The organism is Hyphomonas pacifica, assembly GCF_000682675.1.
GTDB classification, from domain to species: Bacteria; Pseudomonadota; Alphaproteobacteria; order Caulobacterales; family Hyphomonadaceae; genus Hyphomonas; species Hyphomonas pacifica.
In genome coordinates, this window is the sequence record NZ_AWFA01000010.1 from 46,474 (window position 1) to 72,078 (window position 25,605).

At 57.4% G+C, this 25,605-nt stretch carries 26 protein-coding genes; 10 read left to right on the forward strand and 16 right to left on the reverse strand.

The features are described from left to right. Window positions 1-33: 33 nt before the first annotated feature. The 3 genes from HY2_RS04625 to HY2_RS04635 all read left to right on the forward strand — a co-directional run bounded on the left by HY2_RS04625 (window position 34) and on the right by HY2_RS04635 (window position 3,429). Entirely contained in the window at window positions 34-1,260 is a 1,227-nt protein-coding gene (locus HY2_RS04625) for a peptidoglycan DD-metalloendopeptidase family protein (RefSeq protein ID WP_034825164.1), read from the forward strand. 34 nt (window positions 1,261-1,294) lie between these two features. Next, window positions 1,295-1,768, forward strand: coding sequence for a bactofilin family protein (locus tag HY2_RS04630; RefSeq protein WP_241762390.1), 474 nt, complete (start codon window positions 1,295-1,297; stop codon window positions 1,766-1,768). 149 nt (window positions 1,769-1,917) lie between these two features. Further along, window positions 1,918-3,429 (forward strand): S10 family peptidase, encoded by a 1,512-nt coding sequence (locus HY2_RS04635; RefSeq protein WP_051594721.1) that lies wholly within the window; start codon window positions 1,918-1,920, stop codon window positions 3,427-3,429. A 6-nt stretch (window positions 3,430-3,435) separates the two neighbouring features. Here HY2_RS04635 and HY2_RS04640 read toward each other — a convergent pair whose 3' ends face one another. The 3 genes from HY2_RS04640 to HY2_RS04650 all read right to left on the reverse strand — a co-directional run bounded on the left by HY2_RS04640 (window position 3,436) and on the right by HY2_RS04650 (window position 5,452). Further along, complete coding sequence (locus tag HY2_RS04640) at window positions 3,436-3,906, reverse strand: NfeD family protein (RefSeq protein WP_034825170.1); 471 nt, start codon at window positions 3,904-3,906, stop codon at window positions 3,436-3,438. Window positions 3,907-3,909: 3 nt separating this feature from the next. Continuing rightward, window positions 3,910-4,803: an SPFH domain-containing protein gene (locus HY2_RS04645; protein WP_407066578.1), complete on the reverse strand. Its 894-nt coding sequence runs from the start codon at window positions 4,801-4,803 to the stop codon at window positions 3,910-3,912. Between the two features lie 166 nt (window positions 4,804-4,969). Next, a complete protein-coding gene (locus tag HY2_RS04650) occupies window positions 4,970-5,452 on the reverse strand; it encodes a peroxiredoxin (protein WP_034825222.1) in 483 nt (160 codons plus the stop codon). 123 nt (window positions 5,453-5,575) lie between these two features. On the opposite strand from HY2_RS04650, the gene HY2_RS04655 reads away from it, so the two are divergent. Then, window positions 5,576-6,136 carry a YqgE/AlgH family protein gene (locus HY2_RS04655; RefSeq protein ID WP_034825172.1) on the forward strand — a complete coding sequence of 187 codons (561 nt, stop codon included), beginning with the start codon at window positions 5,576-5,578 and terminating at the stop codon, window positions 6,134-6,136. On the opposite strand, the gene HY2_RS04660 is transcribed toward HY2_RS04655, so the two are convergent. The 10 genes from HY2_RS04660 to coxB all read right to left on the reverse strand — a co-directional run bounded on the left by HY2_RS04660 (window position 6,137) and on the right by coxB (window position 15,471). After that, a complete protein-coding gene (locus HY2_RS04660; protein ID WP_081814926.1) occupies window positions 6,137-7,258 on the reverse strand; it encodes an EAL domain-containing protein in 1,122 nt (373 codons plus the stop codon). It lies immediately after the preceding gene. Further along, on the reverse strand, window positions 7,185-7,745 hold the full coding sequence (locus HY2_RS04665) for a GNAT family N-acetyltransferase (protein WP_034825174.1): 561 nt from the start codon (window positions 7,743-7,745) through the stop codon (window positions 7,185-7,187). Before HY2_RS04665 ends, HY2_RS04660 begins: the two co-directional genes overlap by 74 nt. Window positions 7,746-7,748: 3 nt before the next feature. Then, window positions 7,749-9,125 carry a threonine synthase gene (gene thrC / locus HY2_RS04670; protein WP_034825176.1) on the reverse strand — a complete coding sequence of 459 codons (1,377 nt, stop codon included), beginning with the start codon at window positions 9,123-9,125 and terminating at the stop codon, window positions 7,749-7,751. Further along, window positions 9,122-9,814 (reverse strand): SURF1 family cytochrome oxidase biogenesis protein, encoded by a 693-nt coding sequence (locus tag HY2_RS04675; protein ID WP_034825178.1) that lies wholly within the window; start codon window positions 9,812-9,814, stop codon window positions 9,122-9,124. The genes thrC and HY2_RS04675 overlap by 4 nt, the downstream gene beginning before the upstream one ends. 84 nt (window positions 9,815-9,898) lie before the next feature. After that, window positions 9,899-10,771: a cytochrome c oxidase subunit 3 gene (locus tag HY2_RS04680; RefSeq protein ID WP_034825180.1), complete on the reverse strand. Its 873-nt coding sequence runs from the start codon at window positions 10,769-10,771 to the stop codon at window positions 9,899-9,901. Window positions 10,772-10,848: 77 nt separating this feature from the next. Beyond that, a complete protein-coding gene (locus HY2_RS04685; RefSeq protein WP_034825182.1) occupies window positions 10,849-11,427 on the reverse strand; it encodes a cytochrome c oxidase assembly protein in 579 nt (192 codons plus the stop codon). Then, on the reverse strand, window positions 11,427-11,750 hold the full coding sequence (locus tag HY2_RS04690; protein ID WP_034825184.1) for a hypothetical protein: 324 nt from the start codon (window positions 11,748-11,750) through the stop codon (window positions 11,427-11,429). Before HY2_RS04690 ends, HY2_RS04685 begins: the two co-directional genes overlap by 1 nt. A 1-nt stretch (window position 11,751) precedes the next feature. Further along, a complete protein-coding gene (locus HY2_RS04695) occupies window positions 11,752-12,705 on the reverse strand; it encodes a heme o synthase (RefSeq protein WP_034825186.1) in 954 nt (317 codons plus the stop codon). Between the two features lie 110 nt (window positions 12,706-12,815). After that, window positions 12,816-14,483 carry a cytochrome c oxidase subunit I gene (gene ctaD, locus HY2_RS04700; RefSeq protein WP_206740994.1) on the reverse strand — a complete coding sequence of 556 codons (1,668 nt, stop codon included), beginning with the start codon at window positions 14,481-14,483 and terminating at the stop codon, window positions 12,816-12,818. 22 nt (window positions 14,484-14,505) lie between these two features. After that, window positions 14,506-15,471: a cytochrome c oxidase subunit II gene (coxB, locus tag HY2_RS04705; protein ID WP_034825190.1), complete on the reverse strand. Its 966-nt coding sequence runs from the start codon at window positions 15,469-15,471 to the stop codon at window positions 14,506-14,508. Between the two features lie 164 nt (window positions 15,472-15,635). On the opposite strand from coxB, the gene HY2_RS04710 reads away from it, so the two are divergent. The 3 genes from HY2_RS04710 to HY2_RS04720 all read left to right on the forward strand — a co-directional run bounded on the left by HY2_RS04710 (window position 15,636) and on the right by HY2_RS04720 (window position 18,207). Beyond that, window positions 15,636-16,190, forward strand: a complete 555-nt coding sequence (locus HY2_RS04710) for a tetratricopeptide repeat protein (RefSeq protein WP_034825192.1) — start codon at window positions 15,636-15,638, stop codon at window positions 16,188-16,190. A 57-nt stretch (window positions 16,191-16,247) separates the two neighbouring features. Beyond that, window positions 16,248-17,651 (forward strand): metalloprotease TldD, encoded by a 1,404-nt coding sequence (gene tldD / locus HY2_RS04715; protein ID WP_034825195.1) that lies wholly within the window; start codon window positions 16,248-16,250, stop codon window positions 17,649-17,651. Between the two features lie 115 nt (window positions 17,652-17,766). Further along, window positions 17,767-18,207 carry a rhodanese-like domain-containing protein gene (locus tag HY2_RS04720; RefSeq protein ID WP_034825226.1) on the forward strand — a complete coding sequence of 147 codons (441 nt, stop codon included), beginning with the start codon at window positions 17,767-17,769 and terminating at the stop codon, window positions 18,205-18,207. A gap of 77 nt (window positions 18,208-18,284) precedes the next feature. On the opposite strand, the gene HY2_RS04725 is transcribed toward HY2_RS04720, so the two are convergent. Beyond that, window positions 18,285-19,880, reverse strand: coding sequence for a peptide MFS transporter (locus HY2_RS04725; protein ID WP_081814927.1), 1,596 nt, complete (start codon window positions 19,878-19,880; stop codon window positions 18,285-18,287). 107 nt (window positions 19,881-19,987) lie between these two features. Then, window positions 19,988-21,367, reverse strand: coding sequence for a glutamate--cysteine ligase (locus HY2_RS04730; protein WP_051594725.1), 1,380 nt, complete (start codon window positions 21,365-21,367; stop codon window positions 19,988-19,990). A 106-nt stretch (window positions 21,368-21,473) separates the two neighbouring features. Here HY2_RS04730 and HY2_RS04735 point away from each other — a divergent pair, with 106 nt between their 5' ends. Then, window positions 21,474-22,106 (forward strand): DUF6891 domain-containing protein, encoded by a 633-nt coding sequence (locus HY2_RS04735; RefSeq protein WP_051594726.1) that lies wholly within the window; start codon window positions 21,474-21,476, stop codon window positions 22,104-22,106. Here the strand turns inward: HY2_RS04735 and HY2_RS04740 are convergent. Then, window positions 22,103-22,879, reverse strand: coding sequence for a 16S rRNA (uracil(1498)-N(3))-methyltransferase (locus tag HY2_RS04740; RefSeq protein ID WP_034825198.1), 777 nt, complete (start codon window positions 22,877-22,879; stop codon window positions 22,103-22,105). The genes HY2_RS04735 and HY2_RS04740 overlap by 4 nt on opposite strands. Window positions 22,880-22,926: 47 nt before the next feature. Between HY2_RS04740 and HY2_RS04745 the strand changes: the two genes are divergently transcribed. Together HY2_RS04745 and ubiA are read left to right on the forward strand one after the other, a co-directional pair. After that, window positions 22,927-24,300: an NAD-dependent succinate-semialdehyde dehydrogenase gene (locus HY2_RS04745; RefSeq protein ID WP_034825200.1), complete on the forward strand. Its 1,374-nt coding sequence runs from the start codon at window positions 22,927-22,929 to the stop codon at window positions 24,298-24,300. A gap of 75 nt (window positions 24,301-24,375) precedes the next feature. Continuing rightward, complete coding sequence (gene ubiA, locus HY2_RS04750) at window positions 24,376-25,512, forward strand: 4-hydroxybenzoate octaprenyltransferase (RefSeq protein ID WP_051594727.1); 1,137 nt, start codon at window positions 24,376-24,378, stop codon at window positions 25,510-25,512. Window positions 25,513-25,605 lie beyond the last annotated feature (93 nt).

Here is a 25,605-nt window from a genome sequence, read left to right on the forward strand (position 1 = left end):
AGGCGGTGTGATTTCAGTCGACGGGTGGCGTGAATGGCGAAATGGAGTGCGAACCTCAAGGCGACGTTCGATCGCGCATTTCCGGAACGGCAGATATATCATCGTAGTGGCGGCACAGTCCGTTACATTTCCATTTCTCCTTGGCAGCAGGCCATTTTTGCACTGGGTGCAGCGGCCGTTGCCGGATGGACAATCTTCCTGACAGGTTCCTTCGCACTGGGCGGCTCATCTGGCGCACTGACAGGCAATCCGGATGATCGCGAACTGGCAAAGTATGAGCGTTGGGTGCAGGAACTGCGCGCCAAGGATGCGCTGTCCCGATCTCTGCTGGAAGAGCGAACCGATGCCTTTCAAAAAGAAACTGCCGAATGGGAAGATCGCCAGAAAGCTCTGGAAGATCTGTTCGAACAACTCAAAGGCGAAGAAGACCTGGAAGTCTCCGCTCTGAAGGGTGATGGCGCAAATCTTCTCGTCCAGGCATCCATTGAGGAAGCTGATACACGCCAGTCCCGCGACAGTTTCCGGATCACAGCCTCCTTGGATACCAGCGGAACACGCGTCAGTGTCCGCAACCTGAAATACAATCAAGAGCGTATGCTAAACGAAGCAGAAGAGATGGCCATTGACCGCGCAGAGCGTGCGCGCAGTGTTATCCAGCTGACTTCCGTTGGCAGTGACCGTATCCTCTCAGGCACGGAAATGGGCGGACCGCTTGTTTCCATGGCCAATCTGACTTCCGGCGCAAATGGCGTTTCCGATCAAAGCGCCGCCTTCTATCAGCGACTTGCCGAAACGCAGGCGCGTGTCGCTGAAATGCAGTATTATGAGCAAATTCTTGAAAGTCTGCCGATCAATCGGCCAGTCGGTGTGCCATACCGTCTGACCAGTGATTATGGCGTTCGGGTCGATCCTTTTACCAAGCGTCCCGGCTGGCATAATGGCCTTGATCTGGCAGCTTACCGTAACGCACCCATCGTGGCTTCAGGGCCGGGTGTTGTGAGCTATGCTGGGGCACGCTCAGGGTACGGGCGGTTGGTGGAAATTGACCATGGACATGGTTTCAAGTCCCGCTATGGCCACCTGCGCTCCATTACGGTAAAAAAAGGGGACATCGTCAACGTCGGTGACCTTGTGGGGAAGATGGGCACGACTGGGCGAAGCACCGGCGACCACCTTCATTTCGAAGTGTGGTTCAACGGCAAACCATATGATCCTATTAAATTCTTGAAAGCAGGCCGTCATGTTCACCAAAAGCAATAAATCCTCAGCCTCGACCCCACCGCAGGCCGAACCCATGAAAGCTGCTCCCACGCAGGAAGCCATTCGCGGTGCTTCCTCGAAACCCGCAGCCCGCGCGGCCTCCATCATTTGCGCCGACATGAAAATCAATGGCTCAGTCAGCTCTGAAGGCGCGCTTCAGATCGACGGCGTTGTCGATGGCGATGTTACCGCGACCGACATCACGATCGGTGCGAGCGGTCACATTACCGGCGAAGTGAAAGCCGAAGTGGTCAAAGTGAAAGGCCGCATCAAGGGCTCCATTCGCGCCCGCAAGGTCGAGCTGGAAACCGGCGCACATGTCAAAGGCGACATCGTTCACTCTTCTCTGCAGATTCAGTCCAATGCTGTATTTGAAGGTCAGGTAAAGCACGCAGAAGATCCGCTTAAAGACGCAGCCCCTCGCGCAGCAGCCGAAAACAGACCATCCGCCAGCGTTACGCCGCCAGCCGCGAATGCGAATTTCGGCATCTCGCCGAACGCATCCTGATTCATTCCCCAACCGGAAATACTGGCAGCGGCTTCTCCGGAGGCCGCTGTTTTTCTATTCAGAACAAACACTTGCATGCCCGTGCCCTTGCGACACTTGCAATGGCTGGCTAGGGTCCACCTCAAACAGAAACAAGTTTGAGGTGTGTCATGCGTGGCTGGTTATTTGCTATTTGCCTTGTTGTCTCTTCCGGGGCGGCCTTTGCCCAAGAAGCTCCAAAAGACGACAAAAAAACTGCGGAGATTCCGGACCCAAGCACTTTTGCCTCGGATCACACCCTTCGTCTCAAGGAAACAACGATCAAATACAAGACTGTCGCGAGCGAGACCTATCTGCGCGACGAGAAGGATGAGCCAATGGCCTCCATCTTCTCCGTCTCTTACGTACGCGATGGATTAAACGATGCTACGCAGCGCCCCGTCACCTTCGTGTTCAATGGCGGCCCAGGCTCTGCATCGCTTTGGCTGCACATGGGGGCCTTTGGCCCGAAACAAGTTATCACCCCGTCTGATGCCGAAGGGGTTGGCGCACCGCCCTATACGATCCGCGACAACCAGAATTCCCTGCTCGACGTAACAGACCTCGTTTTCATTGATCCTGTGGGCACCGGCTATTCCCGCCCGCTCGGCGATACCGAAGGCAAGGAGTTCTACGGCGTCAATGAAGACGCAGAGAGCATTGCCGAATTCATCCGCCTCTGGCTGACCGAGAATGGTCGCTGGAACAGCCCGAAATTTCTTGCCGGCGAAAGCTATGGCACAACACGCGCCGCGGCACTGACGGAAAAGTTGCAAGGCGGTTGGAATGGCATTGGCCTGAATGGCGTTATCCTGATCTCCGCGATCCTGGACTTCCAGACTGCGCGTTTCGCGCCAGGCAATGACACTGCTCACCTCTCCTTCTTCCCGACAGAAGCTGCCATCGCCTGGTATCACGGCAAGGCCGACAAGGCGAAATGGAACAATGATTTTGCCGCCTTCGTCATCGATGCGCGTACCTATGCCATTGAGACGCTGGCCCCTGCCCTGATCCGCGGCTCCACTCTATCCGATGCAGAGGAAACTCAAATCGCCAATGAGATGAGCGCCTATCTTGGTGTCTCGGCTGAGTGGATCAAGCTGGCCAATCTGCGTGTGGACCCAACACGTTTTCGCAAGGAATTGCTGCGCCGCGAAGGCTACACGGTTGGTCGCTTCGACGGACGCTACAAAGGCATTGACAGTGAAGGCACCAGCGACATGCCGGAAAACGATCCATCCGGATACGGAATGGATGTCGCCTATGTGGCTGCCATCAATGACTATCTGACGAGAGAGCTGAAAGTTGATTTCACTCGGCCTTACAAGGTTCTGACCGGAGAGCCAGGGTCCCAGTGGAACTGGGATATGAATAATCGTGGCTGGCCATCCTATGTGAATGTCACGCCATGGCTGGGCAAAGGTATGCGGGAAAATCCTGATCTGAAGGTTCTGCTGGCTTCAGGCTGGTATGATCTGGCCACGCCATTCTTTGGCGCAGAAATGTCCCTCTACAAGAATGGCGTAGTACTGGACCGTGTGCAGTTCGACTATTACGATGCGGGCCACATGATGTATCTGAAGGAAAAGGATGGTGAGAAGCTGTCCCAGGATGTGCGCGACTTTATCGAAGCCGCGCACTGATAAGTCCTAGACCGCCTTGCGAACGAGGGCCGTATTCATGCGCGCGCCCTCGACAATCACGGCTTCACCTTCGCTGATGGTGGAGCCGTCTGACGTCTCTGCCCCCCAGACAGTATCGCCGATCTTGATGCGGCCGCTACCGGCTGCAGAAAAGTCAGAGGTTGCAATGCCGCGCTGGCCAACCAGGCTGGCCATACGCTTATTGAGTGTGGGGTGTTCTTCCCCTGTGTTACGCATGCCCGAGAGAACAGTGCGGCCCAAGATAACAAGCGCGAACGCCACTATGCCGAACACAATAAGCTGGCCCTGCCAGGCCGACAGGCTGTCCGGTGCGAAATAGGCAAAGGCGGCCGTCAGCCAGGCTGCGATGGAGACCATCAGCAGGTCGAATGTACCGGTCATCATCTCGATACCAAACAACAGTAGACCAATCGCAAGCCAGTGCCAGAATGTCAGCTCAGTGAAGATCTGTTCCATGCGTCAGTCCTCCTTCTTCTTAGCGTCCGTCAGTCCCTTTATGCCTTCAATTGTGCCAATGATGCTGGAGAACTCCGCCGGAATGATGACCGTCTTCTGCTGGTTGGAGGACGCCAGTTTCTCAAAGGCCTGAACATAGGCCTGGCCGAGGAAGTAGTTGATGGCGTTTACGTCACCGGCTGCTATGGCTTGGCTGACCATTTCGGTCGCCTTGGCTTCGGCTTCGGCTTCACGTTCGCGGGCTTCAGCGTCCCGGAAGGCAGCTTCCCGGCGGCCTTCGGCCTCCAGAATTTGCGCCTGTTTCTGACCCTCAGCCTTCAGAATGGCAGACTGCTTGTCGCCTTCTGCGGTGAGGATTTCCGCACGCTTCAGGCGCTCTGCCTTCATCTGGCGAGCCATGGCCTCGGTAATATCCGCCGGCGGGCTGAGGTCTGCGATCTCTATACGGGTGACCTTCACGCCCCACGGATTGGTTGCCGCATCAATAACCGTCAGCAGGCGCGCATTGATGTCGTCGCGATTCGACAGCACTTCATCCAGATCCATTGAGCCGACAACCGTACGGATGTTCGTCAGTGCCAGATTTGTAATGGCGTGATGCAAATTGTTGACTTCATAAGCCGCAGACACGGCATCCACGACCTGGATGAAGACCACCGCGTCGCAGGAAACCATGGCGTTATCCTTGGTGATCACCTCCTGCTGTGGCACATCCAGAACCGTCTCCATCATGTTCATCTTGCGACCGACACGATCAAAGAACGGCGTGATGATGGACATGCCCGGCCCGAGCGTGCGCGTGTAACGACCAAACCGTTCAACCGTGTAGTTGTAGCCCTGTGGCACAAACTTAAAGGCAGATGTCAGGCCGATCAGACCGACAATAGCAACCAGAATAACGACAGCAAAAATCGGGTCCACGGTCCCTCTCCTTTATTATTACTTGTATTTAAGGTGGGGAGAGTTTTCCGTTATTCAATAAATTTTGAGCGAAAAAAAGGTGCGCCCGGCCCCACCAGACGCACCCTTTATGTCTCAGTTTGCTTGAAAAATCTCGCCGGAATTAGAGCTGGCTCAGCATGTAATCCACGCTGGACACCTTAAACTCACCGCCGTCTTCCACATTGAGCTCAGACACCACGCCATCTTTCACGATCATGGAGTAACGCTGGGAGCGCTGGCCCATGCCGAAGCCGGTCGCGTCCATTTCCAGGCCAACAGCCTTTGCGAAGGCGCCATTGCCATCCGCCAGCATGCGCACGCTTTCATTTGCGTCGGCATCCTTGCCCCATGCGCCCATGACGAACACATCGTTGACCGAGGTACAGACAATCTCGTCCACGCCTTTGGCTTTCAGGTCACCGGCCTTGTCGACAAAGCCCGGCAGGTGACGTGCCGAACAAGTCGGTGTGTAAGCGCCCGGAACCGCGAACAGCGCGACAGTCTTGCCGCCAAAAACGTCCGCCGTTGTACGGGGTTGCGGGCCATCTGCCGTCATTTCCATGAAGGTAGCCTCGGGAAGCTTGTCGCCGACCTTGATGCTCATATCTTTCTCTCCTTGATCATCGTGTAGCTGAGATAGGTCTTCCACACTCATGCGACAAGCGCGCTATCCCTTGCCAAGGCCCTGCATTTGCCTCAGCATCATGGCATAAAGGTATACGGACGTATGGATGCTGAGCTGACAGGAAAAGTATTGATTGCCTTGCCGGGCATCGGGGACCCGAGATTTGCCCGGTCAGTCATCCTGCTGTGTGCCCACTCGCCGGAATTTGCGATGGGAATTGTTCTCAATAAACCAATGGTCGGCCTGAAGCTGCCCCAGCTTCTTGAGCAACTGGATGTCCCCCTCGAGATCGAGGTATCCGATACCTACGTGCTCGATGGCGGTCCGGTCAGCAGTGATCGCGGCTTCGTCCTTCATACTGAAGACGTGATGAGCGAAGGCGCAACGCTGGAGGTCAATGACGACCTCTGCATGACCGCGACACGAGACATCCTGCACGCTATTGCGTCTGAGGCAGCACCGCGGCGCTCTGTGCTCGCTCTAGGCTATTCCGGCTGGGGTGCCGGACAGCTGGAATATGAACTGGCGGAAAACGCCTGGCTCGTCGCCGATCCGGACCCTGAATTGGTGTTCGGCGAAAACCATGAAGAAAAGTGGCATAAGGCATTGAGCAGCCTGGGCATTGATACGGGGCGCCTGCAGGTCGATCCGGGCCGCGCCTGATTAGCTGACGAGGAACTTCAAGGCGGCCTCTTCATCCATTGGCCGCGCGAACGCAAATCCTTGCGCATAGTCAAAACCAAGGCTGCGCAGGCGCGCCGCGTCTTCCTTGTTCTCAACGCCCTCTGCCGTTGTCGTCATGCCCAGTCGGCTGGCCAGCAGAGTGATTGCGCCAAGGATGGTGTCAGTACGATACTGACCGAGACGGCGCGTCAGGCCATGATCCACTTTTAGACTGTCTGCCGGGAAATCCGCCAGCCAGGCAAAGGATGAATGCCCTGTCCCAAAGTCATCCAGTACCAACCCCGCCCCCACGGCCTTCAATGCCATGACAGCGGCCAGGGCATGATTCTCGTCGCGCAGCGCCGCCTGCTCCGTCAGCTCGATACGGATAGCGCGCTCAGGCAAGCCATAGCCATTCATCAATGCCTCAACCAGTGCAGGCAGGGCATTTCTCGCCAGATCCCGCGCCGTCAAATTCACATGCATGAACAGATCATCGCGTCCGGAGGCTTCGCGCAAGTTTGACAATGTCTCCGCCGAGCGGATCAGCATGTTGGACGCAAGTGCCTCATCCTCATACCGACTTGGGGGCGCTTTCACGTCACCATCATCCCAGCGCGCCAAGGCCTCAAACCCGGCGATCTTGCCATTGGCAAGCGAGACAATGGGCTGGAACACGGGATGCAAATCCGGGCCAGGCTTCAGGTCCGACGGATCCATGTCCGAAAACTCAGAGCCGCTGAGCAGCAGGCCATGCGCCTCGACATCGCCAATAAACGCCCCAACAAGATGAATGTCCTCACCACGCGACAGGCGCAGCGCGCATCTGACGGGGCCGTCATTATCCGCAAAGGCTTGGGCCAGACGTCCTCGGCTCAGGCCCTCAAACATTTGCTCGATGGCATCCAGCGTCCAGTCCCCGGCCAATTCAGACAATGCGCTGCCATTACCCGCCTCAATGACCAGCCGCCGCGTAGGGGCAAACCAATGCCAACTGCCTTGGGGCTGAGTGGTCGGGGCCAGGGTCATGTAACCATATGTATCGCTATCACTCCGGCCTGACGAGGGCGAAAAGGACATGATCGCGGCGTTCGCCCGCGATTTCGAGATAAGCCTTTGCATGTCCCTCTTCCTGAAATCCGTTTGTTTCCAATACTTTCCGGGAACGCAGGTTTGATGCCAGAATGCCTGCCTCTATGCGATAAAGCCCCAATTCACTGAAAGACCACCGGCAAACGGCCCCTACGCCTTCGGCCATATAACCATGGCCCTGAAAGTCTTTGCCGAGCCAATAGCCCATGCTGGCTGCGCTTGCGGGCCATGGGCGAACATTGGTGAGAGAGATTCCGCCCACAAGACGGTCATCCTTCAGACGCCGCATCAGGAATACAAAAGCCCGGCCAGACTTCCATCCATTTTTCCAGGCATGCGTGCGCCGCGTCCAGTCTGCCTTGGAATTGGCATCCTTGGCCCATAGCGGCTCCCATCGCTCCAGATGCTTGCGGCTTGATTTGCGTAAGTCAGACCAGTCTTCAAAGTCAGATTTCCGCGCCGGTGTGATCACAAGACGTTCTGAAACAAGGACCGTATCCTTTCTTCTCGGAGGCATGACCTACCCGGTGATCTCTTCCACGCGCGCGCGAACCGCACCAAGATTTGCTTCGATACGCTCAAACACCTCTTCCTGATCGCGCAGTCCTTTGACACGATCCGGCAACGGACAGTCACGGCCCGTCGCCTCAAGAACCGTTTCAGGGAATTTCGCAGGAGATGCCGTTGCCAACACAACTGTCGCCACATCAGCCGTCGGCAAGGAGCGCGCAACATGCGTTCCAACGGCCGTGTGCGGACAAATTAGCCAGCCGGTTTCGGCTTCAACTCTTTTCATCTCGGCCATTGTGTCCAGATTACTGACACTCGCCGCCTTCATGCCGGAACAGGCAAGCCTACTGGTCACGTTTTCCGGCAACATGGCCTCTCCGGACTGGGCAAACGTATTATAGGCCACACGCACGACATCGCTGTCACGTCCGGACAGTTCAAACAGCAGGCGCTCGAAATTGGACGGGATGGAGATATCCATAGCGGGACTGGGCGTGGAAACCGCAGCCTCCCTCGCCATGATGCCCGTATTGAAAATGCGTGCCAGGGAATCATTTTCGTTCACAGCACAGACGATTTCCAGGCCACCTGTCAGCATTCCGCAACGTGCGGCCACGTAACCTGCGAGGGCATCGCCCATATTCCCGCTCGGCACTACGAACCGGATGGGCTGGGCCAGCGCAGCTTGAGCTGTCGCGTAATATACCATCTGCGCCGCGATACGCACCCAGTTGATGGAGTTGACGCCAGAGAGGCCAACGCGTGTGACAAAGTCACGATCCGAAAACAGGGATTTCACAATCGTCTGGCATGTGTCGAAGTCGCTATCCAGGGCCAGATTGAAAACATTGTCCGCACCAGTGGTCGTCATGAACAGGCGCTGCACAGGCGAGATCCGCTCAAACGGGTGCAGGATGACCAGATTGGCATTTTTCGCCTCCGCAAAGGCAGCTGCCGCAGCGCCGCCTGTATCGCCAGAGGTCGCGCACATGATCGTCATGTGCTGGCCTGTCTTTGCCAGCAGGTGATCATACAGCTGGCCGATTAGCTGCATCGCCACATCCTTGAAGGCCAGCGTTGGACCATGGTGCAACTCCAGCAACCAACTGGCCGGGCCGGTCTGCGTCAGCGGTGCAACAGACTGATGCGCAAAAGAGCCATAGGCCTTCTCACACAGCGGCTCCAATTCATCCTGGGACAGGGCATCTCCAGCGAAAGCAGACAAAATACGCGCCGCAACCTGAGTGTAGGTTTCACCAATCTTCGCCGGAGCAATGGACGGAAATGTTTCCGGAACGTACAGCCCCCCGTCGGGTGCCAGACCAGCGAGGCATGCCCCGACAAAATCAACAGGTTCAGATTGTCCCCGTGTGGAAATATACTTCACGATCCATTCCTTCCGCGTAGCCGCAAGCGGCCTTTCTGGTGATGGAAAGCCAGATACACAGCCAGCAAGGCCATGGCGAGCCCCCACCACGTAATCGCATAGCCAAAATGCCGCTGGGGCGGCAGCTGGTCATCCATTCGGAGCCGGGCGAACGGGTTGCGTCCTGCCTTCGCCCGCCCATTCTCGACCATGCGCAATGTCTGAGGTTCAAAGACATCCGGATTGACGCGCGACGCATTCTCCGGTGACAGCAACTGCGAAAGTTCCGCAGGTTTATAGGTGTAGAACACGCCAGAGGCAGGGTGATCCTTGCCCGCGAACGGGTTCTTTCCACCCGGCGCCTTGTAGATTCCCTCTGCCGCGAATTTGAGATTGGATCCGCAATCTGGGCCTTGGCACGGCACCGGCGCTTCGACCTGATACAACAGTTCAATCGTGGTGAAGACAATGTCGTCGCCGCGATCAATCGCCACCACTCGGCGCCAGGCGGAAGCCCCATCCGCATAAGCGTAGACCATGGCTTCGCTGCCCGGCACGACGCGGCCTTCCAGCATCTGCCATTCAGGCTCCATCTCATCTAGTGCCATCTTCTCGCTGAACCGGCCATACTGCCAGTTCCCGAGCAGGATGAGGATGACCAGGCTGAACAGTGTGAAAGCCGTCATCACTGGATATGGCCGAAAGCTCATGGAAAACTCTACCTTGAATAAAATCAGGCCCGCCAGGCATGTCGCCGGCGGGCCTGGTGTAGATTAGCTCGTCAGCAAGATTGCCTAACCGCCATGAGCCAGGAATGGCACCACATAGACAAAGGCAAACAGGAACAGCCAGACAACATCAACGAAGTGCCAGTACCATGCAGCAAACTCGAAGCCCAGGTGCTTCTCTGACGTCATGTTGCCAGCCATCAGGCGCAGCAAGCAGACAATCAGGAAGATCGTCCCGATCACAACGTGGGCACCGTGGAAGCCGGTCGCCATGAAGAAGGCTGAGCCATACAGCGTGCCGTCAAAGGTGAACTGGGCGTGCTGGTATTCGAAAACCTGCAGGCAGGTGAATGCCATGCCGAGGATGATCGTCAGCAGAAGGCCAAGCTTTGCCCCGGAGCGGTCGTCATGCTGCAGCGCGTGGTGCGCCCAGGTAACTGTCGTGCCGGAGAGCAGAAGGATCAGCGTGTTGATCAGCGGCAGGTGGAAAGGATCAAAGGTTTCAACCCCAACCGGCGGCCAGTCCTTGAAACGGGCGAGACCATCAGCGAAAAGCGGGTTTGCAGAGTCCCAGTTCGGGCCGACCCGAGCGCTTTCGAAGATCGCAAATTCAAAGAAGCTCCAGAACCAGCCAGCGAAAAACATGACTTCGGAGGCAATGAACAGGATCATCCCGTAACGCAGACCAATCGTAACGACTGGCGTGTGGTCCCCTACACGGCCCTCCTTGATGACTTCGCGCCACCAGCCGAACATGACCCACATGATCATGGCCAAGCCAAGGGCGAGCAGCCACCAGGTGCCCTGTTCAAGGCCGAAAAGGCCTTTCATGAAGGTTACCCCGCCAAGCGCCGTAACGACGACGGACATAGACCCCAGCAGTGGCCAGGGGGATGGATTGACGAGATGGTAATCGTGTTTGACTTCGTCGTGAGCCATGGCCTTTTAGACCCCTCTAGAAATTCACATGAATCAGACCGCTCTTTAGCCCGCTCCGCATAGGAAACGCAACTGTATCAGCCGGGTTTGGCCGAATTCGCCGCACCTTTTACAGCGGCTTCCTTTGGCCCTGAATAGGCCGAGCTTTCAAAGAACGTATAGCTAAGTGTTATTGTCTCCAGATTTCGCGAAACGCGATCATCCTGCATGTCTGCGGAGACAAAATAGACAACAGGCAATTTCTTGGTTTCCCCAGGCGCAATGACACGCTCTTCAAAACAGAAGCATTCCAGCTTGTAGAAGAACGGGCCGGCATAGTGCGGGGTCACATTATAGGTGGCAACGACGCGGTATTCACGGTCCGTCGGGTTTGTAACCTCATAGAAGGCAAGGCCATGCTGGCCCAACTTCAGTGTCTGGTCCGCCTGTAGCGGGCGGAAAACCAGCGGCATATCCGCAACGTTTGCGTCAAAGCGGACATGCACCATCTGATCAGCAACCTTATCCGGCGCAGCTGTCGCGATTCGGGTTGTGCCGCCAAATCCGGTGACACGGCAGAAGGTGTTGTAAAGCGGATCCGCGGCAAAGCCGAGCCCCAGCATGCCCCCAAAAACGGCGAGTGAGATAGCCGCGACTTGGACATTGGAAAGCTTCATTACAGATCCTCCCCGCGCGGTTCATCCGCCTCTGGCTCGATTGGCGTTAGACTTGGTGGGGGAGCAGCCTGGTCCGGATCCATGCCGGGCGGCAACTCCATCTCCTCATCAGCGGCCTTATCCTTGAAATTATAATAGAAACCGCTCTTGCTGAGATCGGATGAAGACAGGCGAATAAAGGTAACCACACCAACCAGAATAACAAAAGTCGCCAGGGCAAAGCCCAGAACACGGTTACGGCTGCGGCGGGCAAGTTGCTCCTCTGCGCTTGGCGTATAGGGCGCCGTAAACTGCCCTTCGTATTTGTTATCCGGCTCAGTCATCTCAGAACACCTTTACCGGAAAATACAGCCCGAACGCGTGCTCAACGATGAGAGCCGCGAAGACCAGAAACAGATAGAGGATTGAAAACAGAAACATGCCCTTGGCCAATTTCATGTCAGCCGGCGCGGCGCCCTTGTCGCCTGCATGGGACCGCCAAACACGGACAGCATAGGACAGGAAGGCCAGGCCCAACACACCCGCAACAGCGCCATAGAGCCAACCGCCAAGTCCTGTCAGAAGCGGCGTCATGGCCAGTGGCACGAGCAGCAAAGTGTAAAGCAGGATCTGGTTACGCGTCGTCTTGGCTCCGTGCGTCACCGGCAGCATGGGCACACCGGCCTTTTCGTACTCGCCATGCGCCAGCAGGCTGAGCGCCCAGAAATGCGGAGGTGTCCAGAAGAAGATGATCGCGAACAGAATCCATGCATCCAGCGGCGTGTTGCCTGTTACGGCGGCCCATCCGATGACCGGGGGAAACGCCCCGGCCCCACCACCAATGACGATGTTCTGAGGCGTCGAACGCTTCAGCCACATCGTGTAGATCACGCCATAATAGAAGATAGAAAAGGCCAGCAAACCCGCTGCAAGCCAATTGGACGCGAGCCACATCAGCATCACGGAAACACCGCTCATGATCAGGCCCATGGCCAGCGCTTCCTCACGCGGCACCGCGCCGGACGGGATCGGCCGCGTCGAAGTGCGGGTCATGATCTGATCGATATCGGAATCGTACCACATATTGATCGCGCCTGCCGCGCCAGACCCCAGCGCGATCGAGAGCGTGGCAATGGCCGCCATGATCGGATTGATCGACTGACCGGTAACACCGACAGCTGCAATAAGACCGGACACTGCCGTGAAGACGACCAGCATCATGATGCGCGGCTTCAACAGCTGAACATAATCACCTGCTGTGGCGTAGCGTTTCGTGTGGGATGCAGACATGTCGGTCATGGGTGCTCTTGGTGAGAACTTAGAAGCGAAACGGCCCATGCGCCTTTGTACGCTGGGCCGCCCCGTGTTTCATTCAGACTGGCAGGAGGGCCGCGCCCTCCTCCCTTGAATTAGTGGCCACCTTTCGCAGTAACGTGCGGCAGCTCGTTATACTGGTGGAACGGCGGCGGAGACGACAGCGTCCACTCCAGGGTCGTCGCGCCTTCACCCCACGGATTGGCGACACCCTTGCGGCGGCGGACGAGAGCTTCAACCAGGCCCACGAAGAAGACCAGGGTTGCAACCAGCGTGATCGCATAGCCGATGGAAGAGATGTGGTGCCAGGTGGCGAAGCCGTCAGCATAGTCGATATAGCGGCGCGGCATGCCCTGCAGCCCCAGGAAGTGCTGCGGGAAGAACAGGACGTTAGACCCGACAAACATCAGCCAGAAGTGCAGGCCACCAATGAATCCATTATACTTAATGCCGAACATCTTCTCGAACCAGTAGTACCAGCCAGCGAACAGGCCGAACACGGCGCCGAGGGACAGCACGTAGTGGAAGTGCGCAACGACGTAGTAGGTGTCGTGAAGGGCGTGGTCGATACCGGCGTTTGCCAGAACCACACCAGTCACACCGCCAACGGTGAACAGGAAGATGAAGCCGATTGCCCAGAGCATCGGAACTTTGAACTCAATGGAGCCGCCCCACATTGTGGCGATCCATGAGAAGATCTTGATGCCCGTCGGAACCGCGATGACCATGGTTGCGGCCACGAAGTAGGCTTTCAGGTCAACATTCATACCGACCGTATACATGTGGTGCGCCCACACAACGAAGCCGATCACACCGATAGACACCATGGCGTAGGCCATGCCGAGATAACCGAAGATCGGTTTCTTGGAGAAGGTCGAGACGATGTGGCTGATGATGCCGAAGGCCGGCAGGATCATGATGTACACTTCCGGGTGACCGAAGAACCAGAACAGGTGCTGGAACATGATCGGGTCACCGCCACCGGCCGGATTGAAGAACTGCGAACCGAAGTTACGGTCGGTCAGCAGCATCGTCAGCGCGGCAGCCAGAACCGGCAGAGACAGAAGCAGAAGAACAGCCGTGACCAGAACGCCCCACGCAAACAGCGGCATCTTGTGCAGCGTCATGCCAGGCGCGCGCATGTTCAAAATAGTCACGATGAAGTTGATGGCGCCGAGGATGGACGCGATACCCGCCGTATGCAGAGACAGGATTAGTACATCCATGGCTGGACCAGGGTGGCCGGTTGTGGAAGACAGCGGCGGATAGAGAACCCAGCCACCGGCAAAGCCGTTACCGGCAGATCCACCCGGGACCATCATGGAGATACAGGCCAGGACAAAGGCAGCTGCCGTCAGCCAGAACGAGATATTGTTCATGCGCGGGAAAGCCATGTCCGGCGCGCCGATCATCAACGGCACGAACCAATTGCCGAAGCCACCGATCAGAGCCGGCATGACCATGAAGAAGATCATGATCAGACCGTGATAGGTGATGACGGTATTGTAGAAATGCTTGGCATTCTGAATGGCAACATCGCCTTCACCGGAAACGAATTGCGTCAGCACACCGATACCCGGCTCAGCCAGTTCCCAGCGGATCAGGCCAGACAGGGTGTAACCTACGATACCAGCAATCAGTGCGAAGATCAGGTAGAGCGTACCGATATCTTTATGGTTGGTGGAAAACAGCCAACGCTTGAAAAAGCCCGGCTTGTGATCGTGTGCGTCGTGATGGTTGAGGGCAACTTCATCCATAGGCATGGCGATTCACTCTTCTCTCAGATTACTGTTTGGCGGCGAACTGGGTCGCCTGCTCAGTGGATGCAACTTGACGAACGGAAGCGGCCGCAGCGTCATAATCGCCAGCCAGCATCAATTCGGCCCAACGGGCATATTCTTCTTCGCTGACAACCCGAACTTCGATCGGCATGAAAGCGTGGTTCACACCGCAAAGCTCTGAACACTGGCCGTAATAGACCCCAGGCTGATCAACGAGGAACCACCCCTCATTCAGACGGCCTGGAACAGCGTCTGTCTTCACACCGAAGGCCGGGACGGCCCAGGAATGGATGACGTCAGCCGCAGCCGTGTAGTAACGCACGTAACGGCCAACCGGAACCACCATCGGGTAATCGACAGACAGGTTGCGTGGCCCAGCATTGGTCGGGTCCGTAGACAGGCCAACATGCATCGGATTGGAAACGAATTCCAGCGGATAGCCAGCATCATCAACGATATCGGGATAGGTGTAGGTCCAGTTCCACTGGTTGCCTTGCGCCTTGACGTTCACAAAGCCCTTCTCAGCCGCTTCAGGGAAGTAGTTCTTGGTGTAGCGTTCATAAGCCCCCGTCTTGCCATCGGCCTGCAACTGCTTCGACTTGCTGGAGATCTGCTCCAGGTTCGGCACCACATCCTGATAATACAGGTTAGGGAAGGACTGGCTGGCAATCGCAACCAAGATCAGGGCTGGAACCACCGTCCAGACAACCTCAACCAGGGTGTTGTGGCTGAATTTACGCGGCTGCGGGTTCGCCTTTTTATTGTGGCGGAAAATCACCCAGAGCAGCAGGGCCAACACGAAAATCGTGATGATGGTGATGATAACCAGCACAAATCCATGGAACTGATGAATACGTTCCGCGATACGTGTTGCAGCGGGCTGCATACCCAGCGCGCCGTCGGTCGGTTCGAATGCCAGTGCCGGACCAGCCAGAATGGCGGCGCACATGGCGGCAATAAGGTGTCGCACGAAGGAATCCTCGTCTCGTTGGAATCTGTGCTCCTGTATCTACAATACGTATTAGCCGCAACCTACCACTTTCCGCGCTCAATATTGTCGCAGGTTGTCGTCGGACTGCTGCTTCTATGGTAATTTCGGAAAATAGTACAAAATCACACGAAAGTCCGACCAGCATGAAAAAGACAATAAGTCTGGCTGCGCTTGCGCTTGTCGCCGCCACACCTGCGGCTTTTGCACAGGTCACAATCCTGGGCGGAGGCATCGCCAAGGAGTGCTTTGAAGCCGCAAAGTATGAAAAGCTCAGCCCCGGTGAGGGAGAGGAAATCTGCACCCGCGCCATCGAATCAGAGGCTCTGAATCCCAGCAATCGGGCCGCCACATACACGAATCGCGGCGTGTTGCGGATGCGTGCAGGCAAGTATGACAAGGCTTTGTCCGATTACGAAACCGCCAAGAAACTTAAACCGGAAGCCGGTGAAGTTTATCTGAATGAAGGAGCAGCATACATATTCCTCAAGGATTATCCCGAGGCATTAGAGGCCTTGACCACGGCAATCGGCCTGCAATCCAGTGACATCCACGCCGCTTATTACAATCGCGCCATTGCCAAGGAAAAGCTCGGAGACATCCAAGGTGCCTATCTGGACTTCCAGAAAGCGGTGGAACTGAAGCCGGAATGGGATCTTGCCGAGTGGCAACTTTCGCGGTTTGAGGTCACGACAAACTGATACGCGATATGCGGCTTTGCCCTTGCGGGCGGCTGAGGCGTCGCGCATCTATTCTGGATGACACAGACTCCCCTGCCCTTCGACCTCGCCAAAGCTTCACAAATTCTCGCTGATGCCACGCAAGGGGCGGATGACGGCGATCTGTTCATTGAGCGCTCCCGCTCTGAAAGCTTTGTCTTTGATGATGGCCGGCTCAAATCGGCCGCTTTTGACACAGACCAGGGCTTTGGCTTGCGTGTTGTCGCAGGAGAATCGACGGGTTCCGGCTATGCGTCCGAACTGTCTCTCGATGCTCTGAAGCGCGCCGCCAGTACGGCGTCTCAGGCCAGACGTGGCCACGATGGCAAACTGGATGTTGGCCCGACACCGATCAATCGCCGCCTGTATGAGCCGATCGACCCAACCGCGGCGCCCGACTTTTCCGTAAAAACAGGCCTGCTGGCGGAGATTGATGCCTGGACCCGCGCTTATGATCCGCGCGTTGTACAGGTCTCCGTTTCTCTTGCGGGCAGCCACAAGGAAATCGACATTGTCCGCCCTGATGGCGCGACCTTCTCTGAAGTGCGCCCCCTGGTTCGCCTAAATGTTTCCGTGACGCTGGAAGAGAATGGCCGCCGCGAGTCTGCTGGCGCAGGCGCAGGTGGCCGCGCGGCCTATGAAGAATGGATCCAGCCGGAGCGCTGGCAGCAAATGGTCAAGCGCGCAATTCAGAAGGCGTCCGTAAACCTGCAATCCATCCCGACTCCCGCCGGCAAAATGGAAGTCGTGCTCGGACCTGGCTGGCCAGCCGTTCTGCTGCATGAGGCCGTCGGCCATGGCCTTGAGGGAGACTTCAACCGCAAGGGCACCAGCGTCTATGCGGGCCGAATCGGTGAACAGGTTGCCGCGAAAGGCGTCACCGTGATTGACGATGGCAGCATTGAACGCCGCCGCGGCTCCCTCTCCTTCGATGATGAGGGCACACCAACCCAACGCACGGTTCTGATCGAGGATGGCATTCTCAAGGGCTACATGCAGGACCGCCTGAATGCGCGACTCATGGGCCAGCGACCAACGGGTAACGGTCGCAGGGAAAGCTATGAAGCCTCCACCATGCCGCGGATGACCAACACGGTGATGCTCGGCGGAGACAAAGATCCGGAAGAAATCGTTTCCTCCATCAAGCGCGGCCTGTGGGCCGTCGACTTTGGGGGCGGTCAGGTCGACATCACCTCAGGCAATTTCGTCTTCCAGTGTACCGAAGCCTATCTGGTCGAGGACGGCAAAGTCGTCGCGCCAGTGAAGAATGCGACCCTGATTGGCCATGGGCCGACCGTGCTGCAGGATGTCACGATGATCGGAAACGATTTCGCCATGGATGACGGCGTCGGCGTGTGCGGCAAGGCCGGCCAGTCCGTGCCGGTTGGCGTCGGACAACCAACCCTCAAAGTGGGTGCCCTGACTGTAGGCGGTGCAGGCTAAATTTACTGTTAGACTTGGTTTCGCCTCTTGCCCGGACTCATCAGCTTTGACACTTTATCGCCATATTTGAGTCCCTGCCCCCCCGGGGCAGGTTCGTATGGGGTTGAGTATCATCATGTCTGGCCGCCTATCTCGTTTGCTGCTGGCAGCAACTGTTGCAACCACCATTGTGTTCTCAGCGAAAGCAGATGTTGAAACCCTGCCCGCCGATGCAGCGCACAAGCTGGTTCAACGCGGCGAGATGATCCTCATTGATGTGCGCACGCCCACCGAATGGGCGATGACCGGCATGCCGCGTGATAGCATTGGGGCGACCTTGCAGGATGTCGATTTTCTTGCCCAGGCACGGGGCGCCGTGCTGGGCGATCTTGAATACCCTGTCGCTGTCATTTGCCGCTCTGGAAACCGCTCCTCCGAAGCGGCAAAGCGGCTGGCTCAGGCAGGCTTCACACACGTGTTCGATGTGGCTGAAGGCATGACCGGCCATGAAGGCGCAGGTGATGGCTGGATCAAACGTGGTCTGCCCACGGATCAGTTCCTGCCACCGGATCACTAGGTTGCATTCTGATATATGCAAAAAAGGGCGGTTCTAGCGAGCCGCCCTTTTTCTGTTTCCAGAGGCTTCTGTTCGGCCTAGCCAAGCGACTTATCGGGCGCCCCCGGATCAGTATTCGATCCGAAAGTATCGACCGTAGGAACATCATCCGTCGCATCATCGGAAAGCGTATCCAAATGCATCAGCTTGGTCAGGAATGGAGACGCGATGGCGAACAGCACGCCGACACCAATCGCGAACCAGCCGACCTTGGAATAGACGGACAGCACCTGCCCGACACCTTCGCCGCCTGATGCCGTCGCCTGCGCAATGAGTGCGGCAACAGCATTACCGGCCCCGGAGGCGAGGAACCACGCCCCCATCATCAGGCCAACCATGGATGTGACCGACAGGCGCGTCATGGCTGAAAGGCCAACTGGGCTCATGCAGAGCTCACCGGTCGTATGCAGGAGGTAGATGAGGAAGATGAAGATGACTGGCGTCATGAGTTCGGAGTTTGACCCCCAGACCAGAACAAGGAAGCCGAGCCCCAATTGCATCAGAGCGAGGGCAAACTTCATGGGCGCACTCGGCTCCCACCCCTTCTTGCTGAGCCAGACCCATAGCCCGGCAAACACGGGCCCCAGGGTCATGATGTAAAGCGCGTTGATCGACTGGAACATGGAAGCCGGCACTTCCCAGCCAAGCAGGTTCCGGTCGACATGCTCATCGGTGAAAATGTTGAGCGACGATCCCGCCTGCTCGAACAGCCCCCAGAACAGCACGTTCGTCGAGATCAGCACAAGGGCAACGAAAATACGGTTACGTTGGTGGGGTGTCAGTTTCGCAACGGCCCGCCAGAGGACAAACCCGTAAGTCAGGATCATGGCCGCCAGCAGCAGAATGTTCACCGTGCCCTGGCTGCGAACCAGGAACCAGACGATGAAGGAGGTAACGATGGCTCCCAGCCAGATCATGTGCTCCCGATTGAGTGGCCCGACCATCGGAGCAGCAAGCTGAGCGGGGTTGCTCGGCTCACCTGCACCGCGCAGAGCGGGCTTGCCCCAGACAAAGACGACCAGGCCGAGCAACATACCGACGCCTGCGGCACCAAAACCATATGCCCAGCCATACGTCTCGCCGAGATAGCCGGCGATCAGCGCGCCAAGGAAAGCGCCTGCATTGATGCCGACATAGAAAATCGTGAAGGCCGAATCCCGCCGCTTGTCGGTCTTTTTGTAAAGCGAGCCAACGATTGTCGAAATGTTGGCCTTAAGAAAACCAACCCCGACAATGATGAGCGCAAGACTGAAATAGAAGATGTTGAGAACACCCGGGTCTGGCGATTGTCCCGCCTGCACGGGATCACCTTCCACCGCCATGCCGAGGTGCCCAAGGACCAGAAAGATGGCGCCGATGGTGACCGCTTTGCGGGCCCCAAGATATCGGTCAGCCAGATAACCGCCAATAACCGGCGTGATGTAGACGAGCGTCGTGTACGCACCGTAAAGCCCATAGGCTGCTTCACGATCGAACAGAAAATGCTTTGTAAGATACAGAACCAGCAGCGCCCGCATGCCGTAATAGGAGAAGCGCTCCCACATTTCTGTAAAAAACAGGACATACAGCCCTGTTGGATGGCCAAGAAAAGTCTTGCCTTCCTCCGCCCCGGTGGCATTCGCGTTATCTGTCACCCGTTATCTCCCCTCAGCTGACCTTAATTTCGCATATTGAACGTGCTACGCAGCCAAGCTCAAGGTATTTTCTGCTTTTAAGAGACGATACGGAACAAAGAAGTGCCTCAATAAGCCTCTTCCGTAAAAACTGGTTTCACATCACGGTTCCATGGGCCGTAATAGCGTTCCAGCAGTCGCTCGGCAGGCGTAATGCCTGATTGGGCAATCTGATCCAGCTCTGACAAGTATCCTGTCTCATCATCCCCGGAGACGGAGAGCTTGCCCCGGCGCTTCAGGCCAGCGCGAGACAGTTCCAGCACCTCCAGTGCCAGATCCTGCAACGTGCGGCCGCCCGGAATCGGTGCCTTCATCCCCAGCGTGCGGACACTCTGGCGCAGCGCTTCACGCTCGGCCGCAGACCAGCCCTTCACCAGCTGCCAGGCCGCATCGAGACTGTCGGAACAATAGAGCAGCCCTGTCCAGAAAGCAGAGAACGCGCACAGGCGGCTCCATGGGCCCGCATCCGAGCCGCGCATTTCCAGAAATTGCTTCAGGCGCACTTCGGGGAAAATCGTCGAAAGATGGTCGGCAAAATCATCCATGGCCGGTTTTTCACCCGGCAGGATCGGCAGCTTGCCATCCATGAAATCACGGAAGGATAGCCCGCTCGCATCGAGATACTTCCCGCCCCGTCGCACGAAATACATCGGCACATCAAGGGCATAATCTACATAGCGCTCGAACCCCATCCCGTCCTCGAACACGAAGGGCAGCATGCCCGTGCGGTCCGGGTCGGTATCGGTCCAGATCTGTGAGCGGTAAGAGAGGAATCCGTTCGGCCGCCCCTCCATGAAAGGAGAGTTCGCAAACAGCGCGGTGCCCAGCGGCTGCAGGGCCAACGCCACACGGAACTTCTTCACCATGTCGGCTTCAGAACTGAAATCGAGGTTCGACTGCACCGTACAGGTGCGGAACATCATCTGGCGGCCAAGGCGTCCAACCTTGTCCATGTATTCCATCATGATCTTGTAGCGGCCCTTTGGCATGACCGGCGTCTCAGCGAGACTCCACAGCGGGCTCGCGCCAAGACCAAGGAAAGCCACGCCCAGCGGATCAGCTATCTGCCGCACTTCTTTCAAGTGCTGGCCAACCTCGTTACAGGTCTGGTGCATGGTTTCAAGCGGCGCGCCCGACAGCTCAAACTGGCCACCCGGCTCCAGCGATATACTCGCGCCATCCTTTTTCAGGCCAATCAGATGACCGCCTTCATTGATGGGCTGCCAGCCGAAATTATCTCTCAGACCTTCCAGAATGGAAAGAACGGATGCCTCGCCATCATAGGGGAGTGGTTTCAGGCCATCGCGCAAAAAGCCGAACTTCTCGTGCTCAGTCCCGACGCGCCATTCCGTCACAGGTTTGCTGCCAGCTTCAAGAAATTCAATCAGTTCCGATTTCCCGGAAATGCGAACGGAGGACTCATCGATGTCCGACGTGGGCGTGGTCACAACGAAAGGCTCCCTCAAACTCCTGATGACTGTGCACATAGGGATGTTTCATCCGAGCGCCAACCGGGTTATTCTGATTACTTGGTTTAGAAGTCTGGAAGCATCAATGTCGCGATTGACCACAGAAGAGCGTGATGACCTGAAACTCTGGGCACGAATCCATGTGCGCGGCGGGTATGAACCTGTGGAAGAAATCGAAGAGATTCTTCTCGATCTGTCGGAGGAATTCGATTCGCCATTGTCCGAACGCGATCGGCAGACGGAAGTGCGCTCTGCCGTGATTCAGGCTATTGAAGTCTTGAGGGAAGAACAGGTCGGCTGGCCCGTGCTGACAGATTTCGACAGGTTGGAGCTTGCCTTTGACATGCTGGAAGACAAGGACATTGTGGCTCGCCAGAATTTCACCTGCTGCGGCACGTGTGGAGCCGCAGAAATTGGCATTGAGATCGAGGATTTCGAATCCTTCGGCCGCGCGGCCCGCGGTTATGTCTTCTTCCACCAGCAGGACACCGAAAGCGCCGTTGAGACCGGCAATTTGTATCTCAGCTATGGCGCAGCCAACAATAATGCCGACGTCGTCTTTCTGGACATCGGCCAGGAAATTCATGACACGCTAAAGGCCGTCGGCCTGACTGTTCACTGGGATGGTCAGCTGGAACACCGGATCGGCGTCACAATGGATTGGCAGAGACGCTGGGAAGGCGCAATCCCGAAGCCAATGAAACGCTGGCCTTTCTAGACCGCGCTCCAGTCTCCGCAAATAGCCTGCCACAGTGTCAGGGCTGACACGACAGCCGTTTCAGCGCGTAGAATTCTCGGCCCCAGGCTGACAGGATGCATCCCTTCCCGGCCCCGCAGGTAAGCGCGCTCTTCCGGGCTGAAGCCACCCTCCGGACCGATGAGTATGGCCGCAGGCTGCCCCTTCAGACTATCAATCACAGAGGCGGCAGATCTCGCCCGCCCCATCTCGCCGCCCCACGGCTTGCCGTCTTCATCGCCAGCCTCATCGCAAAAGATCACAACGGTTCCCTGCGGCAGGCCGTCCAGGGCCTTGTCGAGACTTGTCAGATCATGGATCTGCGGCAGGTCCAGCCGCTCGGTTTGCTCTGCTGCCTCAAGGGCAATCTTGTTGAACCGGTCGAGTCGCACGGTGCGTGTTTGCGTGAACTGGGTGACAACAGGCTGAATGGTCTGCACGCCAAGCTCTGTTGCCTTCTCGACGATAAAATCCGTCTCTGATTTCTTCACTGGGGCAAACAAAAGCGTGAGAGGTGGTGCCTCTGTTCCCGTTTGCGGCCGCATCTGCTCCACGGCACTCAGGATCGCCTGCTTGCCTTCCGGCGGCAGCAACTCTGCCAGCCATTCGCCATGCTGGCCATTGAACACACGCACCCTGTCACCCGGCGATAGACGCATCACGCGCAGCAGGTATTTCGACGCTTCATCGTCCAGCCGAACTTCGGCGTCGGGCTTAAGGTCAGCTTTTACATACAATCGGGGTTGGGAACTCATTCTGGCGATATACCTTAAAAGAGCAGGAAGTTAAGCAAGAGGTGATCATGTCAGACCAGACGGTAAAATCGGTAAACCCGGCAACGGAAGTTCTCATCGAGGAATTCTCGCCTTTCACCGAGCCCATGATCGACTCTGCCATCGCCAAATCCGATGACTGTTTCAAGGAATGGCGCAAAACCAGCTTTGAGCATCGCGCCGAACTGATGAACAAGGCCGCCGATGTACTGGACCAGAATGCCGAACGCTATGCCCGCCAGATGACGGCGGAGATGGGCAAACCCCTTGCCCAAGCCAGGGCGGAAGTCGAAAAGTGCGGCTGGGTCTGCCGACACTATGCCCAGCATGCTGAGGAATATCTCTCTGACGAGCCGATGGAGAGCGGCGGACAGAAGGCCTATGTGCGCCACCTGCCTCTTGGACCCGTATTGGCTGTGATGCCCTGGAACTTCCCGTTCTGGCAGGTCTTCCGCTTTGCCGCACCAACCCTGATGGCTGGCAATACAGGCCTGTTGAAACATGCCTCCAATGTCTGGCGTTCCGCGCTGAACATCGAGGAAGTGTTCCACGAAGCAGGCTTTCCCGAAGGCTGTTTCCAGACCCTGCTGATCGGCTCCAGCGCTGTGGAGGGCATCATTGAGGATAGCCGCGTCAAAGCGGTGACGCTGACCGGCTCCGGCCCGGCCGGGCAATCTGTTGCGGCGACTGCGGGCAAACAGCTCAAACCCTCCTTGCTGGAGCTTGGGGGATCGGATGCCTTTATCGTCATGCCCTCCGCAGACATTGAGACAGCGCTGGACACAGCGGTGAAGGCGCGCACGCAAAACAATGGGCAATCCTGCATCGCGGCGAAGCGCTTCTTCGTGCATGCCGACATTTTTGATGCCTTCAAGGAAGGCTTCGAAGCCCGCTTTGAAGCCCTAACAGTCGGCGCCCCGATGAGCGATGAGACTGACATCGGCCCCCTCGCCACAGGCCAGATCCGCGATGAACTTGCCGAGCAGGTGGAAAAGTCCAAGCGCGCCGGCGCGAAAGCGTTTCATGCAGGCGCAGGCCTTCCGGAGAAGGGCTATTGGTTTGATCCCGCGATCCTCTATGACGCCCCAGATGGCAGCCCTTCTGCGGAGGAAGAAATGTTCGGCCCCGTCGCCAATGTCTGGAAAGTGGACAGTCTGGAAGACGCCATCGCCCGTGCCAATCGCAGCATCTTCGGGCTCGGCTCTGTCATTTTCACCCAGGATGAGGACGAAATGGACATGGCCATCGACCATCTGGAAGCAGGCGCCACCTTCATCAATACGATGACCGCCTCCGACCCGCGCCTGCCCTTCGGCGGTATCAAACAATCAGGCTATGGCCGTGAGCTTTCCGCAGACGGTATCAAGGCCTTTGTGAACCGCAAGACGGTGTATCTGGCCTGAGCAAATGCAGATGGAATTCGCCCAAAACGGGTGAATGGCTGTTGGATGTGCGGATTTTGGGTATAAGCCGCTTCGATGGATGAAGATACGCGGACCATACCGGCGGACAGCGCCCTGCCCGGCTGGCTTTCGAGCCTGCCAGAGAGCTGGCGCCCCTATGCCATGCTTGCCCGACTGGACCGTCCCGTGGGCATCTGGCTGCTCTATCTGCCGTGCATCATCGGCCTTGCCTTTCAGCGCCTCGGCTCTGGCGTCTACATCGCGGACATCGCCTGGACTCTGCTGTTCCTGATCGGTGCCACGGCCATGCGGGGCGCAGGCTGCACCTGGAACGACATCACGGACCGGAACATTGACGCCAGCGTCAGCCGCACGGCGCAGCGCCCGCTGCCGTCCGGCGCGGTCACGCTGCGCCAGGCCTATATCTTCCTCGCTGCACAGCTGCTGGTCGGCCTGCTCGTCTGGCTGTGCCTGCCGTTGGACGCAAAGATTGTTGCCCTCCTTTCTCTGCCGCTGGTGGGCGCATATCCCTTCATGAAGCGTGTTACGTGGTGGCCGCAGGCCTGGCTGGGGATGACCTTCAATTGGGGCGTTTTGGTAGGCGCGGCGACGGCCAGCATCATCACGCCGCAAGTGATCATCCTGTATGTCGGCCTCATCCTATGGACGATTGCCTATGACACGATCTACGCCCTGCAGGACCGTGAAGACGACGCGCTGATCGGCGTGCGTTCGACCGCCCGCCTGTTCGGGCAGCGCGCCGTGCTGATCAGCTTCTGCTTCCATATGGGGTCCGCGGCCCTGATCGCGCTGGCCGCCTCTCTCAATGGCGCAGGCCGGGTGGGCGCAGCCACAGCGCTGGCCTTCCTGATCCATGGCATCTGGCAGACCGCCCGCCTGAAATCCACACAGGAGCGGGCAGCGCTCGCCGTGTTCAAATCCAATGTCTGGGCAGGCGCAATTGTCGCCATCGGCTTTGCCTTTTCCGCCATGCTGCCCGACTCGAAACCGAAATCCCTGTTCGCCCATCACGAGATTGTGCCCGAAGGCCCCGCCAGCGAGATGAAACTGCCCTTCGGACTGGAACTGAAGCGGCACACGCATTCTCCCTCCGATCCTGGCGAGACATGGTTTGCCAGTGACACGATCCGCGCCCTGAAGCGCGAGGGCATAATTCCGCCAGACGAGCTGGAACCCGATTCTGACGAATAGGGCTTTGCCCTGTCCGGTCTTTTTGCCCCTCACCTCCCACCGCCTTTGGCGGTTCCTGCCGGCTTTCCTCCTGCGCCTAAAGCCGGACTGGCG